The following is a 16049-nucleotide window of genomic DNA, read 5'->3' on the forward strand; positions in this document are numbered from 1 at the left end:
GTAATTAAACAGGAGATGGTCACTAAACGAGGTAAAAAATGAAAATTCAACTATGATTTACCTGATTGATATGATTTATTTGATGATATCTTAACTGATTGATATGATTTATTTAATGATATCTTAACTATTATTTATGTAATTAAACAGGAGATGGTCACTAAACAAGGTAAAAAATGAAAATCAAAACTCCTATCTGTCAACAAGGAAGCATCCAACGGGTTTCACTCCTGAATTTTGCTGTATCATAAGAATCAGAAAAATCATTAAAATCATAGTTATGAATTTGCGCTTTTCTCAAGAAATTAAATCCCTTCTAGAACGTTTAAGTGAACAGCCACTAACTTTAGGTGATATCCTAGCGGAAACTTCCGAACGGGGTTTTAGCTTAGTAATCACATTACTAGTATTACCTTTTCTATTTCCCATGCCTCCAGGCTTAACCAGTCCTTTAGGTGGTGCTTGTCTATTATTATCATTGCAAATGGTTTTAGGGAGGAGAACACCTTGGCTACCCAAGAAAATCGCTAACTATAAATTTCCCAACGCCTTCGCTAAAATCATCTTACAAAATCTGCGTCGCGTGACTAGGGTATTAGAAAAAATTGCCCGTCCCCGACTACAAAAAGTCGCCAATCATCCTTTAATTTGGCGGTTTAACGGGCTGTGCATCTCTTGGTTAACAATACTACTAATTTCCCCCATTCCCTTTACCAATCCCATTCCGACTGTGGGGATTTTACTTTTGGCAGTTGCTACTATTGAATCTGATGGTTTATTAATGTGTATTAGTTATGTCGCTACTCTCTTGATTACTATGCTATTTGGTTTTATTGGTTATGCATTATGGTTAGCCCCCAACTTACTGCCTGCTATTTTCAAATAAAATTTTTGGCATTCCTGATCAAAATTTGTTAAGATATAAATCCCAAAGAAAAAAACCCTTAGGCACAAGCCAAGGGTAATGGTTTAATTAAGGTGCATCTACTATTTGAGTATCCACGGCTGATTCTGTTATGTCCGGATAATTTCTGTATAACTTTCAATTTTGTATTCTCATCCTTTCGAGAAAGTATGTTTTGTCACAAACTATAAAAAACTTAATATCCAATATCAATACCTTGTCCATTTTTTGTAGGTCGGGTTAAGCAACAGCGCAACCCGACGCTCATGTTGGGTTATGGCCTCGCCACACTTCGTGAACGTACCTCAACCCAACCTTGTATCTTAGAGGTATGTTAGATATTTATTTGGATACCTGACTTAAATAATCAAAGAATATGGCGATCGCTATTGATTTCGGTACAAGTAACACAGTTATCACTCGTTGGAATTCTGTCACCCAACAAGCAGAAACCCTGAATCTACCCAGATTATCAACGCAACAATTTCTTAATCCTCCACTGATTCCCAGCTTAGTTTATGTAGAAAATGCCAGCCTTGGTAAAATTATAGCTGGACAACAGGTACGCGATCGCGGTTTGGATCTGAAAACTGACACCAGATTCTTCCGGAACTTTAAACGGGGAATTGGTGCAGATATCCAGGGTTTTTTACCGGAACTTGATGGACAAAACATTAGCTTTGAACAAATAGGAACATGGTTTTTAAGCAAAGTAATTGCAGAATTAGCACCTTTAGAAGGGGGAATAGATTCCTTGGTTTTAACCGTACCAGTAGATAGTTTTGAAGCCTATCGTCACTGGTTAGGGAAAGTTTGTCAATCATTAGCCGTCGAACAGGTGCGGATGTTGGATGAACCCACTGCTGCGGCTTTGGGGTATGGTTTAACAGATCAAGGAACTCTCTTAGTCGTTGACTTTGGTGGTGGAACTTTAGATTTATCTTTAGTGAGTTTAGATCAAGGTACACAAGCCAAGACTAAACCTTTAGGATTTCTTCTCAAATGGGGTGATAAAAATCTGGGTGAAAATTCTCAACAAAAGACTAAAACAGCCCGTGTATTAGCAAAAGCAGGGCAAAATCTAGGCGGAACTGATATTGATAATTGGATAGTAGATTACTTTGCTAAAACCCAAGGATTGCCAGTTAGTTCTCTTACAGCGCGACTAGCGGAACAGTTGAAAATTCAGCTATCTCACCAAGATAAAGCTAGTGAAGTTTATTTTCATGATCAAACTTTTGAAAGTTATGAAATGGATCTTGATCGTTACACCTTTGAAAATATTTTGCAGGAAAACGGATTTTTTGATAAACTGCATGATGTAATGATGACGCTATTACAGCAAGCGCGACGCTACGGTATAGAAATTGATGATATTAATGCAGTATTATTAGTTGGGGGAACTGTACAGTTGCCCGTAGTGCAAGCATGGATAGAACAATATTTTGAACCAGAAAAAATCCGCCGTCAATTGCCTTTTGAAGCAATCGCTCAAGGGGCGTTACAAATAACTCAAGGGATAGAAATTAAAGACTATCTTTATCATAGTTACGGTGTGCGTTATTGGGATCGCCGCAATCAACGTCATAGTTGGCATCCAATTATTAAAACTGGACAACCTTACCCCATGACTCAACCCGTAGAATTAGTTTTGGGTGCTTCTGTGGAAAATCAACCCAGCATTGAGTTAATTATTGGGGAATTGGGCGCTCAAACAGGTGGAACAGAGATATACTTTGAGGGCGACCGCTTAATTACTCGTCAGCTTGATCATGGTGCAACTACTGTTAAGCCTCTCAATGATACAGTAAATGCCAGTAAAATTGCCAAACTTAAACCTCCAGGATTTCCGGGAAGCGATCGCATTAAAATCTATTTTCAAGTTGATGAACAACGGTTTTTAAGAATTACTGTTGAGGACTTATTAACAAATAACATCCTATTAGAAAATCAACTTGTAGCCAAATTAACTTAACTTACCTTTGGGGGTTAAAGTCCCCTGCTTCTACAAGCAGCGGGTTTTGTGTCGGGGTAAAATCCCCGTTGCAAAACGTAATTCTAAATTCTAAATTCTAAATTCTGCATTCTTTTAATCCAGATTTCTCACCAATAAATCAAAACAGAGAGGCTTTATAGTAGTATAAAAATTTACCAATAAAAAACTAGTAACAAAAAAATCTAAATTTTCCTGATCACAGGCTGCTATTTTCAGTCGAATAAACGCATAATGGAAATGTGACTGATTTATTAGCCCCTTTACAATCCCTACAACAGGGTAACTGGTTCAAATTAATTTGCGGAGCCAGTTACCAACATCTTCCTGCGGTCAGAAACTTAACATTAGCCTACACCTTGGCTGGTGCTGACTGTATAGATGTAGCAGCAGATCCGGCAGTCATTGCCGCCACCCAAGAAGCTTTACTGGTAGCCCAAAGCTTGAGATATAATGCCCAAAAGCGAGGCTTTGCCTTGACAGGGAATTTGCCCTTGTTGATGGTCAGTCTCAATGATGGCGAAGATCCCCATTTTCGGAAAGCTGAGTTTAATTCTCAAGACTGTCCCCGCGATTGTTCCAGACCATGTGAAAAAATTTGTCCAGCCCAAGCAATTTTATTTAACAATACCAAAGATGATTTTTCTGGAGTAATCGCTGAAAAATGTTATGGCTGTGGCCGTTGCATTCCTATCTGTCCTTATGGGATAATTTATACAAAATCTTATGAGTCAACGCCAGGGGAGATCGTACCATTGATCATGTCAACGGGAATAGCAGCCGTAGAAATTCATACTCAAGTGGGGCGGTTGGCAGAATTCCAACGGTTATGGGACGCGATGACACCTTGGGCAGATCAATTAAAGTTAGTAGCCATCAGTTGTAACGATGGAGAAGGTCTAATTAATTACCTAAAAGCTATTTATGATTTAATTATCCCCCGTCCCCAGTTTTTAATTTGGCAAACTGATGGACGTTCAATGAGTGGTGATATTGGTGATGGTACAACCATAGCCACAGTGAAATTGGGGCAAAAAGTTTTGGCAGCAAACCTACCGGGATATGTGCAGTTAGCAGGCGGAACTAATAGCTACACCGTTCCTAAATTGAAGGGAATGGGACTGCTGAAAGAGGCAGGGGGGAAAGAGTCCCCAGCTTTTATCTCTGGGGTTGCCTATGGTAGTTACGCCCGTGTATTGCTGTCACCCATTCTTGACCAGTTAGAAAAAAAGGAGGTGATTAACACTGATAGTCAAGGCAATATTCGCCTGGAATCAGAACCGGAATTACTATGGGAGGCTGTAAGGGTTGCCCATACTCTCGTTTCCCAGATTAAGTCTGAGCAGTCGCGCTCATCGCTCCAAGCATATCTCTAAAAACGTCAAGTCACCAATAGAAAGCATGACGATTACAGAAGATCTCCAAAAGTTGTTAGACATTTTGCCCCAAGACCTTCAAGAAAAACTAGAGCATCATCCTAATGGAGATAATTTAGTTGAAGTGGTTTTGGATTTAGGCCGTCGTCCAGAAGCTCGGTTTCCCCATGTAGCTGAGTATTTGAGCGAAACACCAGTCACTCAAGCACAGATAGATGATTGCATTCAACGAGTGGGAAATTTTGGGGGGGATAATCGGGCAGGAATTGAGCAAACTTTGCATCGGATCAGTGCTATCCGTAACCGTAGCGGTAAGATTATTGGCTTAACTTGTCGGGTCGGCAGGGCGGTATTCGGAACAATTGCCATGATCCGCGATTTGGTGGAAACTGGTCAATCAATTCTCATGCTAGGTCGTCCGGGTGTTGGTAAAACCACGGCTTTAAGGGAAATTGCCCGTGTGTTGGCAGATGACTTAAATAAGCGAGTGGTCATTATTGACACATCTAACGAAATTGCTGGGGATGGTGATGTTGCTCACCCAGCCATTGGTCGGGCGAGACGGATGCAAGTTTCTAAGCCAGAGTTACAACATCAGGTCATGATTGAGGCTGTGGAAAACCATATGCCAGAAGTCATTGTCATTGATGAAATTGGCACGGAATTGGAAGCTTTAGCAGCCCGAACCATTGCCGAACGGGGGGTGCAATTGGTAGGAACTGCCCACGGTAATCAGATTGAAAACCTGATTAAAAATCCCACTCTGTCTGATTTGGTGGGGGGGATTCAGGCTGTGACGCTGGGAGATGATGAAGCTAGACGGCGTGGTTCGCAAAAGACGGTTTTGGAACGCAAAGCGCCACCTACTTTTGAGATTGCTGTGGAGATGCTGGAACGGCAACGCTGGGTAGTTCATGAATGTGTGGCTGATACGGTTGATACTTTGTTACGTGGTCGTCAACCGACTCCACAAACGAGAACTGTTGATGACAATGGCAAGGTTGGCGTTGTTAGACAGTTGGCTGTGGTCAATGGTGGCAATAGCAATGGTAATGGCAATGGACACATTGCTAATGTGGAGGAATCTTTCCTCTCTGCTCAACCTAATGGTTGGCGTTCTTCTGGACAAATGGTGGCTTTACCACCTTTATCTTTAGATCGGGAAAGACCCACGGGACGCAGTGAATTTGACCGTTTGTTGGATGAATCTTTCAATTACTCGGAAAGTTTTGATTTTGCCAGCCGCAAACAAGCAGGTCCCAATGGGGAAGATTTACCATTGCACATTTACCCCTATGGGGTGAGTCGTCAGCAATTGGAACAGGTGATTAATGTGTTAACTTTGCCAGTGATATTGACCAAGGACTTGGATAGTGCTGATGCTATTCTGGCTTTGCGATCGCACGTCAAGAATCACGCTAAGTTAAGACAAATGGCTAAGGCTCGTCATGTACCCATTCATGTGATCAAGTCTAGTACAATTCCCCAAATTACTCGCAGTCTCCGCCGCTTACTGAATATTGATGATCCAGATATTGGCGATGACCGAGAGTTACAACTGTTATTACACAACGGTGGTGATGATGAAATGGACGCTTTGGAGGAGGCGAGGCTTGCTGTGGAGCAGATTGTCATCCCTAAAGGTCAGCCTGTGGAGTTATTACCCCGTTCTTCCCAAGTGCGGAAAATGCAGCATGAGTTGGTGGAACATTATCGTCTCAAATCGGATAGTTTTGGCGATGAACCTAATCGGCGGTTAAGAATTTACCCGGCGTAGGTTGTTGATAATTTTCCCCTGAAAGGATTGTTTTTACATCTTTTCAGGGGATTTTTTTATTGTTTACACTAAGCACGGGCGGAAAATGGACTTTTGTAAAATTAGGAAAAACCTATTACCGGATGACAAGCTGTTGTGCATTTAGTTTATATAATTCTAGCGAGCATCTTGCCCGCACTACAAAGGGAGTGGAAGGAGCGATCGCCTAAAACTAACTATCTGGTTGTACCCAGCCCTTAATAATTGCCTTAACAACTTTCAAATATTTATTTTCAAGAATAAACTCATCAATTGCAGTTTCACCACCAGCTTTTAAAGCACTAGCAGCACGACGTTGGAATTTAGGAGTAGTGTTATCTTTAATATGAGAAATTTGTTCTGCTTCAGTAGCACTAGGATTATCTGTTTCCAATTGTTTCAGAAGTTGTTGGATTTCTGTTGCTGCTTCTGCAAGAGTTTGTTTCTGTTCTGGAGTATAATTATTTTGATTAAATGTAACATTACTACCTGATGCTGCTCTATCTACAAATTGGTTATTTGCATTTCTCTGATCATATTTAGATTGATAAGATTCCGACATAGTATCTCCTAGATTTTGATAGTTTTGTGCATAAAAGCTAATGTTTTTTACGTTGCAAAAGCTTTGCTCCTGTCCAAGCAAAAGACTTAGAAAAATCAGCATTTTTATTTTTTAGCTCAACTTTACGGTCTTTAGTTATGGAACTAATTGCTCGCCGTCAGTTAGCTACTCTGCTAAATTTATCCCAGTTAGTCAATATTAGTGCGGCTGATGCTGTGCAGATAGCTGGTTTGTGGAACAAAACATTGGAGGACAGTATTATCCTAGCTTATCAAAATCGAACAGAGCTAAAGCAGCAAGTTGTACAACGTAATATTAGTGAGCAGCAGTTGAGACAGGCATTGTCAAGCAGTAGTCCGCAAATTAGCTCTAATTTGAACTATAACTTATTAGATAATTTTGATGATCAAGTAAATGTTAGTGATGGTTATTCTCAGTCAATACAAGCAACTTGGAACTTATTTGGTGGTGGAGCAACTAGAGCTAAAGCAGAGCAGGCTAGAGCTAATATAGCGATCGCCGAAGTTTCCTTTTCTGAACAGCTAAAGCAAGTTCGATTTCAGGTAGAACAGGCTTTTTATCAACAGAAGTCTAATTTAGATAATGTACAAACTGCCAATGCTGCGCTGGAACTGGCTAGGGAGGCTTTACGTTTAGCAAGACTAAGATTCCAATCTGGTGTTGCTACTCAAACTGATGTGATTAATGCAGAAAACGATCTCACAACAACAGAAGGTAATCGAGTCACTGCTATTTTGGATTACAACCGCTCTCTAGCCCAATTAGAACGATATGCACCAAAAACGCACTAATTATAAATTGTCAGATTATAAATTGTCAGATAAAAAGTTGAGGTATCTAATCTTCCATTGATTTTCACTCCCAATATTTACTAGATAAAAGTAAATCTGTTTTATAATCAAATTGCCAAGTTTCTGGAAATTGAGTTTGTTTATATTCAACAGAAACTATATCTACAGCATCAAGATAAACCTCTGTAAATATTTGCGCTAGATAGGGTTTAAGACTAGGAGATTCTTTTAATAATATTTGGATTTGTTTACGTTGTTCTATAATAGTTATTTCCCAACCGTTGAAGTTTTCAGCACTATTAACATATATCCGTTTGAGAATATGAGATAGTAAGACTAATAACCGATTCCTTAATTCTCTTCTTTCGCTTTTACCCAATGTTTCAATCTCCTCAATTAAATTATCAAAATCAAGATTTTCTATGTCTTTATTTTTGAGTTGGTTGACTGTTCTTTCGCACCATGCGAGAAAATCACATTCATAGAGAATATCGTTTTTCTCGATGTTTTCGGTCATGTTTTGGGTCATAATTTTACCTTTAGTTATTTGTCTGATTCAGGATTTACAGGCTTGTGATTTTTCTCTATTTGTCAGAATCTAGATTTTTGGTAAATGGCGGGTTATGCTAACACTAACACACCCGATAAATTAACTTTTCAATTAATTATCACACACAAGAAAGATAAATTACAACATCCTGTAAATCCTTAAATCCTGAATATCCTGATTCTGACAACCAACAACCCCAAACACAAACCCACATCCTGTACATCCTTAAATCCTGGATATCCTGATTCTGACAATAAATATAAATAAGATCGTTCAATACCTGAGATGTATATTTTTATTTTTATTTTTATCCTATCCCCCCGGATAGGATATTATGCTACAAATTGAGAGAGATCATCTAGTAATTCTCTAGGCTTGTCTCCCTGTTCTAGTTATCTTGAGGAACTCATTGTGGTTGCAACCCCTGAAAAACTGCACGCTACCCATAGTCACGAGCATCTACCCAGTAAAGACCGTGTAGCCGTATTGCTGATGGGCTATGGCGAAGTCGAAAGCTACGAAGATTTTGCTAACTATAACGAACAAGCTTTAAATTTACTGACTGCTAAATTTGCTCCTGTTCCTACTTGGATTTATCCCCCTTTAGCCAAACTTTTGGCATTATTTGATCGTCATGAATGGGGACACACACATCATGATTTTATCTCCCCACATAATGCCATTTTTGAAAGACAAAGAGCGGGTATTGAACACGAATTACAACATAAATGGGGTAATGGTGTTCAAGTTTTCAAAGCTTTTAACTTTTGCGCTCCTTTTTTACCAAATCAAGTTTTAGCCGAAATTAAAGATCAAGGCTTTAGCAAACTGCTGATTTATCCATTATTGGTTGTTGATTCCATTTTTACCAGTGGTATTGCTCTTGAACAAGTAAATAATGCTCTGGTAGAATTAGCTGATGGTGATGAACATTGGATCAAAGCCCAAAGATATATTCCTTCGTTCTACAATGAGCCAAAATATATTGATTTAATGGCGCATTTGGTAGAAGAAAAAATTCATACTGATTTGGCTACAGGTTATCTACCGTCGCAAATTGGGATTATCTTGATGAATCATGGTTGTCCCCACAAAGCTAAAGGTTTTACATCGGGAATTGATGAAAGTCAAGCCATGTATGAGTTAGTTAGAAACAAGTTAATTAACAATTATCCGTTAATTTCTGTGGGTTGGTTAAATCACGATACCCCATTAATTGAATGGACTCAACCAAATGCTACAGTAGCCGCTCAAAATTTGATTCAATTGGGTGCAAAGGCGTTGCTATTTATGCCCATTGGTTTTGCAACTGAAAATCATGAAACTTTATTAGATGTGCATCACATTATTCATGATTTAGAAAAGCAACATCCAAATGTAGATTATTTACAAATGGCTTGTGTTAATGATGATCCACAATTTCTAGCTATGGTTGCTGAATGGGCAAATGCACATATTGCTGAGTTGATGGAAACGGAAGGAATGGCTGTTAATTCACAATCAGCTATTACTCACCACCATCACCATCATTAAAAGGAATCTGTAAGGGCGCAGTTCCTGCGCCCATTAACTCTGGAATTTATCTAACCGCAGAGGCGCAGAGGACGCAGAGTAAAAAAATTAATTCCCTACTAGTGGTGCATTTAAGGTTTTCTCAATGCGATCGCGTGTTTCCAATAAAAAAGCCTGTGTATATTCATCTTCAGAGTTCACCCGTTTTAATTGATTATTTAATTGCTTGAGTTTATACCAGGCTAAAGTACGGGCATCTTCAGGAGTAGCTTCTTTTCGCAACACCATTCCCATCAGTACATTTAGATATTCCCGTTGTAAACCTCTCCGCAAACTGGAAATTTTTAATTTGCCTTTAGGTTGCAAAACTTCCGACCAAATCCCAGTTTGTAAAGTATCAAATAATTCTGGCAAGGTGAGAGATTTTCCTGTTTCACTTTTTAATTCTAGATCCTTAATCCGTGTTAAGCGATCGCTTGCCAATAAATCCCGTAACACCGCAGTCTGCACCAACAACACTAAATCATGAATTGGATAATCTAACCGTCCGATTTGAATATTAGTCCCCCAATGTAGCCACCGTGAAGGTACTAATTTATTCAGTAATTCCGGGGGAAATTTCAAAGCATCTTCCGCAAAAACATACTTTTGCATTGTCATCAATGCTTGTCGCTGTTGTTCTACCGGCACAGGGACAAATGGTAATTGTCCTTTAGTATCATTTGGTTTAACTCGGTAAAAAGACTGTCCACCAATGTATTTACTGGTATAGTATAAATTCTGTAAATAATTTCTGAGGATGGTATTAAAACGCTCTTCTACATCGCTAGAATTTTCTGCATCTATAGCATATCCCTGATTTAATCGTTCCCACATCCGCCGCGCATTAGCCAATTGTGAATGAGAATAAACCAATACATTACTGCTATGATCCCAAGGATTCACCGTCGGATCACTATTAGATAAATCCTCATCAGGAGCATAACTCAACTCTCGTTGGTTAGATTTTCCAGCAATTGCTGCTAAAAACGACTTTTCTCCCATGGTAGTTGACGCTTGACTGGGAGTGTAACCATACTCAATTACCCATTCATCATAGGGTCCCACCTGCTGTGGAAAATAATCTCCCTGCTTGACACCATTAGGGGCAATGTTTGGGGGAATATAATCCATAACCGATGCTGTCATTCCTTTAGTCTGCGTAATTTCTGGATTATTCATCTCCTCTGGAAAGAGCAAGGTACTACCACGGAAATTATGACGCAAACCTAAAGTATGACCAACTTCATGGGTAATAATTAAACGTAAATATTGATGGATATAATCTTTTAACTGCTCTGGACTTGGTGTAGTATTTCCTAACATTGACATTGCTAAAGAACCAAAAGCCAACTGATTAGATGCTTCCATGCCATAGCATAAATCATAATCTGTCGCTAGTTTAGACAAATTGCCTAATGATTTTGGAGATTTTTGATTACCTTTGCCACACAAACGCCCATTGTTGACCAATGTTGATAAAGAAGTGCTAGTTTGTGAATTTTGAGGTTGAATAATTTGCCGATAATCATTTTTTAATAATCGGACAAAACTACCATCAATCAGAATATCTGCATTCAAAATTTCTCCAGTTAAGGGATTAACACGGGATGGACCCATCGCAAAAAAACCATCTACAGTATTAATCCAACGGATAGTATTATAGCGAATATCGGCTGGGTCCCAGGTAGCATTATCAGGCATTTGTTGAACTTGAATAGCATCCTTGAATCCTGCTTTCAAAAAGGCTTGATTCCACATCAAAATTCCCTCTTTGATAGACTGACGATATTCTAGAGGTACAGCATTATCAATCCAAAAAACAATCGGTTTTTTCGGTGGAGAAATTGCGGCTGTGGGATCTTGTTTTTCTAAATTCCAGCGATTAATATAACGAACAAAAGTATCTCTCCGTTCATCTTTAGATAAATCTTGATAAGCTGTGAGGAAATAACCTACCCGTTCATCAGCTAACCGAGGTTGATATTTAGTTTTTGGTAATTCCGATAAACTATAATGTACCTTTAAGGTAAAACCGCGACTATCTGGTAAAACATCCGAATTCTTGCCACCATTAGCAAAATTGAAAATCGTCCCAATTTCTAAATTATTGGGAAATACTTTCGCATTACCAAGATAACCTTGATCGGGACTAACAGCTAATTCTAAATTAGTAGATAATCCTGCCAAATCTGTGAGTAGTAAATCACCTAAATCAATAAGAATAGTTTTTCCTTGTGAATTAATACTCTTAATAGGAATAGTGTAAAGAACAGAATCACTAAATGATCTCGCTACTGATCTGGCTTGGGGATCTCCTTCACGAGTCCGAAAATTGACATTACGAACCACAAACTGAATTTGATTATCTACCTTTTGAAAGTAGAATAAGAAGTCTTGTAATGGCATTCCACTATAAATACCCTTTTCACCAATTCCCGATTCTAAAGTTGAGTTTGCTATAAAGTTTTTTTGGAGTTGTTCTGGTTTAATTTCCAGATAGATTTTATTTTTATGTTTATGACGATAAATAGTAAAGATTCCCTCTGATTTTTGGGTATCCTTGGTAACTTCTGTAAAATCTTCTAATTCATCTTCTTTCGGTGATTTAGAATTGGATTCAGGTTTAGTTTTTGGTTTCTCTGTTTCCTTCTTAACTTGAAGAAATGGCTGTTTTCCTACTTCCTTTAAATCCTTAAATACCCAAACAAAATTTTGTATTTTTACCTGATGATTTTGATCAATAACTGCTATTTTGGAAGATGGTAGTTTTAATTGTTGAACAATTTTATCCACATTAGTGGTTTGTCTCTCTATTTCTATATTTGAATTATCATGATTATTTATTAATGATTTAGCATCAGCAGTTTCTATGGAAACAAATAGACTATTAAACAAAATGAGAGCGAAAGTAAACTTATTCATTTCCTAACTTCCTGATAATTATTGTTTAATAGCCGTCTGAAATGGAAACTCTCCAACTTTGCGCCTTTGCTCCTTTGCGACTGGGCGCGAAACATAACCTATCCTAATTCGTAACTGATTGGGCTTCCTGATACATAATTTCCTGGAAGTGAATCATATCTTTTTGGGGATCAGCCAAACTAACTTTCACTAATAAATTTTCTCCCAAACTGACAGAACGCCGGAAGGACATAGGCAATTGTAAACCCAAATCTTCTAATAAAATTAGTCCTAAATTGCTATCTTCTCGTAACCACATTAATACCGTTACCTGCCAAACTTGTTCAGGATGACGACGTAAATATTCTAAAGCGTAATATCTATTAGTTTGTCGTTCCACCATTGTTGCTTCTTGAGTGATGCTGCTGACCGTCATCATCACTTCTTTGAGTTGTTCAGCAGAGAAGGGTAAACCTTCGCCGCGTAAATGTGCTTTTAATTGGAAGTGGGTGAGTAAGTCGCTATAACGACGAATGGGGGAAGTAGCTTGAGTGTAGGTATCTAAACCCAAACCAGCATGGCGCACTGGTGTAATGCTCATTTCGCTTTTAGGCATACAGCGTCGCATCGCACAGGAACGAACAAAACCGGCTGGAAGCAGGAGCAGTTCTTCCTCTGGAGGTAATTCTGGTTGGGGTTGGCCGCGAAAGGGCAGCGGGATATTATGAGTTTGTCCGTAACGGGCGGCAACTTCTCCAGCAAGAATCATCATTTCTGCGACTAATTGGCGGGAGGAAGAATCATCTAAAACATCAATATTGATATCATCGTCTTTGACTTTGATCATCGCTTCGGGCATATTGATACTGATAGCACCTTGACTATAACGCCAAGTTTTGCGGATTTTTGCCCAATTAGCGATCGCCTCAATTTCTGGTTCTGCTTGAACTCCCAACTCCAGCATCTCATCCACATCTTGATAGGTGAGGCGGTAGGTAGGCTTAATTAAACCAGTGTGTATACAGTAATCTTCCACAGCCCCAACTGCATCTAAAATCACCCCAAAGCTGAGGGCGCAACAGACTTTCCCCTGAATTAAACTCATGGGACCTGTGGCCAACACCTCTGGGAACATGGGAATCATCCCTGTTGGTAAATATACCGTACTGCCCCGTTTTCTGGCTTCCAAATCCAACTCATCATCTGGCATTAATAACCGCGTTGGGTCAGCAATATGCACCCATAACCGTTCCTTACCATCTGGTAATATCTCCCAACTCAAACCATCGTCTATTTCTGTAGTGCTTTCATCATCAATGGTATATACCTTGAGATGTGTGAGATCGAGACGGTTTGTATCTAAATCTGTAGGAGGAAAATCCCAACATTCTTGCGCCACTTCTAATACCTGATGAGGAAATTGAACGGAAATTGATGAACGGCGCAGGAACAGGTTTTCGTGGGAAGTCCACAAACCCAAATCTATCAAGAGTTGAAAGGCCGCCTGGGGCGTAGCAGAACGTCCCAGCATATTCATAGTTTCTAATACTGAGATTGGAGGCGGACAAGCACGAGCTAAAGAGTCGTAATTTATTTTTAGCATCACCACATCCGCCAGCAAAGTCGCATACTTTTCTAATGCGTCTAAACGCTGGCGATCCAGTCGTTGCCATTCTACCACTTGTCCCTGGAGCGCCTGTTCTATCCGGGCTAAAAATTCCTGCTGTCCCTTGGCTTTTTGTGATTCTACTTGAATCTGGTGCTTGCGTTCTGCTATTTGCGCTGCGCTGCGGGGTTCGTAAGCGTCTCCTTTTTGTTTGAAATAGAGTTTATCTTCTGATAACAAACAATGGGCTGCATAACACTGGGGAGGTGTGGATTCCGAAAATAGGAGATTTGCCAATTGGCTAGGAGTGACAGTTTCTCCATCTTCAATCAGTAGTTCCCAAGCTATTTCCAGACTTGATGGATCTAGATAAGGCTGAACTTGACTTAAAAACTCAGCGATTTCCCCTGGTTTATAGGTTTGTCCGTTAACCGTGTAGGTAAATTGGTTATTTTTGATGTTATGGGATTGACCACGTTCATCTACTACAAACCAACTAGTTTTACCGTCTGGACGATCTATCACTCCAAGACGGCGATCGCCTTTAACCCTAAATTCAACTAACGTCCCCTTATCCACAACTGTCGCACTTTAATTTTAATATTTTGAGATTTTTAGACTGGAAATTCTGGATTAAATAACGGGTATTTAATCCTTTATTTAATAATTTGCTGTGAGAAATGCTATTCCAGTTTAGAATTCCATCCTCAAATTTAGCGATATCGTACCATTTTTGAGAATGAATTAATTAAATGTTTTTAGCAATTTCCTAACATTAAATATTAAATTTTAGATTTTGGACTCAAAGTAACTGGGCATATCCATGCAACTGCTACTTTTTTGGATGATCATCCAAAATCCAAAATCCAAAATATTCTTAACCTTCGGCGTTAATGAAGGGCAATAAAGCCACAATTCGAGAGCGTTTAATGGCTAGAGTCAGAGCGCGTTGTTGCTGACAGGTTAAACCGGTGATTCTCCGAGGTAATATTTTACCACGTTCGGTGAGAAACTTCCGCAACAAATCTACATCTTTGTAATCAATGGGATCTCCGGGCTTAATTGGAGAAAGGCGACGACGATAGTAACTCATTCTTACTTAATTTCCTTGTGAACTGTGTGTTTGTTGCAGTGGGTACAGAACTTTTTCAGTTCTAAGCGGTTGGTTGTGTTCCGACGGTTCTTGGTACTGGTATAACGGGATACGCCAGGTGAACGTTTATCTGGATTTGTTCGACACTCGGTGCATTCTAGTGTCACTATTATGCGCGCACCTTTACTCTTAGCCATAATCTTAGAAACTGTAAAGCCTGGAGATAATTAACACAAATGGTTATTATCTCATATTTCGTGGAAATTTTGCAACTAACCGTTTAATTTTTATATCTAATGAATAACCCCGACGGGAAGAAACTATGATAGTCCGAAAAAAGCGGTCATGGAATGCCTGTCGCATCTGAGTATCGGATAAAGCTGCACCGCCGTCAATGATCAGGGGAAGTAATAGGACGACAGCAGCGGGATTGAGGATGATATTCCCCAAGAAAATGGATAATAACAAGCTAGAAAAGCAAATAATCCCTTCTCGCAGTAATAAGGTCTGAAATTGGGGGATTCTATTGACTATTTCGCCATTTGCAACTTCTAGGATCTTTAAATCAAATGCCCAACGGCCTAAACTTTGTCCTTGATTGTTGTAAACTATGATGACGCGGAAAATTAGCCAAGCAAAAATAAAAACAAAGATTTGGGTAAATTGAATCCCGATTTGATTACTTCTGAAAATAGAACTCAGGAACCATGCACAGAAGAAGTCAAGAGCTAAGGCCATACCTCGACGGGTAAGATCCCCTTTTGGGAAGTGTCTTTGATTGACTTTAACAAGAGTCATAGCCTTTACCTCGCTGCTGGTAGAATAGTGAGTTTATTTAAACTTGTATCAATATCTCTCAACAATTTAAAATCATCCTCTGATAAAAGATAACTATTGTTACTA

At 39.3% G+C, this 16049-nt stretch carries 13 protein-coding genes and 1 pseudogene; 7 read left to right on the top strand and 7 right to left on the bottom strand.

What is annotated here, in order from left to right:
* Positions 1–280 precede the first annotated feature (280 nt).
* The 5 genes from FJR09_RS12835 to FJR09_RS12855 all read left to right on the top strand — a co-directional run bounded on the left by FJR09_RS12835 (position 281) and on the right by FJR09_RS12855 (position 6259).
* A complete protein-coding gene (locus FJR09_RS12835) occupies positions 281–886 on the top strand; it encodes an exopolysaccharide biosynthesis protein (protein ID WP_148765598.1) in 606 nt (201 codons plus the stop codon).
* Positions 887–1280: 394 nt separating this feature from the next.
* Positions 1281–2879: an Hsp70 family protein gene (locus FJR09_RS12840; protein ID WP_015083512.1), complete on the top strand. Its 1599-nt coding sequence runs from the start codon at positions 1281–1283 to the stop codon at positions 2877–2879.
* Positions 2880–3139: 260 nt separating this feature from the next.
* Complete coding sequence (ldpA, locus tag FJR09_RS12845) at positions 3140–4273, top strand: circadian clock protein LdpA (protein ID WP_168654094.1); 1134 nt, start codon at positions 3140–3142, stop codon at positions 4271–4273.
* Between the two features lie 25 nt (positions 4274–4298).
* Entirely contained in the window at positions 4299–6050 is a 1752-nt protein-coding gene (locus FJR09_RS12850; protein ID WP_168654095.1) for a R3H domain-containing nucleic acid-binding protein, read from the top strand.
* A 59-nt stretch (positions 6051–6109) separates the two neighbouring features.
* Positions 6110–6259 carry a hypothetical protein gene (locus FJR09_RS12855; RefSeq protein WP_158310561.1) on the top strand — a complete coding sequence of 50 codons (150 nt, stop codon included), beginning with the start codon at positions 6110–6112 and terminating at the stop codon, positions 6257–6259.
* A 2-nt stretch (positions 6260–6261) separates the two neighbouring features.
* Here the strand turns inward: FJR09_RS12855 and FJR09_RS24695 are convergent, their stop codons facing one another.
* Positions 6262–6630 (bottom strand): hypothetical protein, encoded by a 369-nt coding sequence (locus FJR09_RS24695; RefSeq protein WP_041458662.1) that lies wholly within the window; start codon positions 6628–6630, stop codon positions 6262–6264.
* A 143-nt stretch (positions 6631–6773) separates the two neighbouring features.
* Here FJR09_RS24695 and FJR09_RS12865 point away from each other — a divergent pair.
* Positions 6774–7442: pseudogene (locus tag FJR09_RS12865) on the top strand (TolC family protein); the annotation flags it as partial.
* A gap of 64 nt (positions 7443–7506) precedes the next feature.
* Here FJR09_RS12865 and FJR09_RS12870 read toward each other — a convergent pair.
* The gene (locus tag FJR09_RS12870; RefSeq protein WP_015083507.1) at positions 7507–7971 is read right to left on the bottom strand and encodes a DUF29 domain-containing protein; all 465 of its coding nucleotides are present in this window, start codon (positions 7969–7971) and stop codon (positions 7507–7509) included.
* A 432-nt stretch (positions 7972–8403) separates the two neighbouring features.
* Between FJR09_RS12870 and FJR09_RS12875 the strand changes: the two genes are divergently transcribed.
* Positions 8404–9525: a ferrochelatase gene (locus FJR09_RS12875; protein WP_015083506.1), complete on the top strand. Its 1122-nt coding sequence runs from the start codon at positions 8404–8406 to the stop codon at positions 9523–9525.
* A gap of 87 nt (positions 9526–9612) precedes the next feature.
* On the opposite strand, the gene FJR09_RS12880 is transcribed toward FJR09_RS12875, so the two are convergent.
* The 5 genes from FJR09_RS12880 to FJR09_RS12900 form a co-directional block, all read right to left on the bottom strand.
* The gene (locus FJR09_RS12880; RefSeq protein WP_168634279.1) at positions 9613–12468 is read right to left on the bottom strand and encodes a zinc-dependent metalloprotease; all 2856 of its coding nucleotides are present in this window, start codon (positions 12466–12468) and stop codon (positions 9613–9615) included.
* A 103-nt stretch (positions 12469–12571) separates the two neighbouring features.
* A complete protein-coding gene (locus tag FJR09_RS12885; RefSeq protein WP_168651384.1) occupies positions 12572–14632 on the bottom strand; it encodes a ribonuclease R family protein in 2061 nt (686 codons plus the stop codon).
* A gap of 298 nt (positions 14633–14930) precedes the next feature.
* Positions 14931–15146, bottom strand: a complete 216-nt coding sequence (gene rpsR, locus FJR09_RS12890; protein WP_015083502.1) for a 30S ribosomal protein S18 — start codon at positions 15144–15146, stop codon at positions 14931–14933.
* 2 nt (positions 15147–15148) lie between these two features.
* The gene (gene rpmG / locus FJR09_RS12895) at positions 15149–15343 is read right to left on the bottom strand and encodes a 50S ribosomal protein L33 (protein ID WP_010998585.1); all 195 of its coding nucleotides are present in this window, start codon (positions 15341–15343) and stop codon (positions 15149–15151) included.
* 46 nt (positions 15344–15389) lie between these two features.
* Complete coding sequence (locus FJR09_RS12900) at positions 15390–15944, bottom strand: RDD family protein (protein ID WP_015083501.1); 555 nt, start codon at positions 15942–15944, stop codon at positions 15390–15392.
* Positions 15945–16049 lie beyond the last annotated feature (105 nt).

It is taken from the genome of Dolichospermum sp. UHCC 0406 (assembly GCF_009712025.1).
Taxonomy (GTDB): Bacteria; Cyanobacteriota; Cyanobacteriia; order Cyanobacteriales; family Nostocaceae; genus Dolichospermum; species Dolichospermum lemmermannii.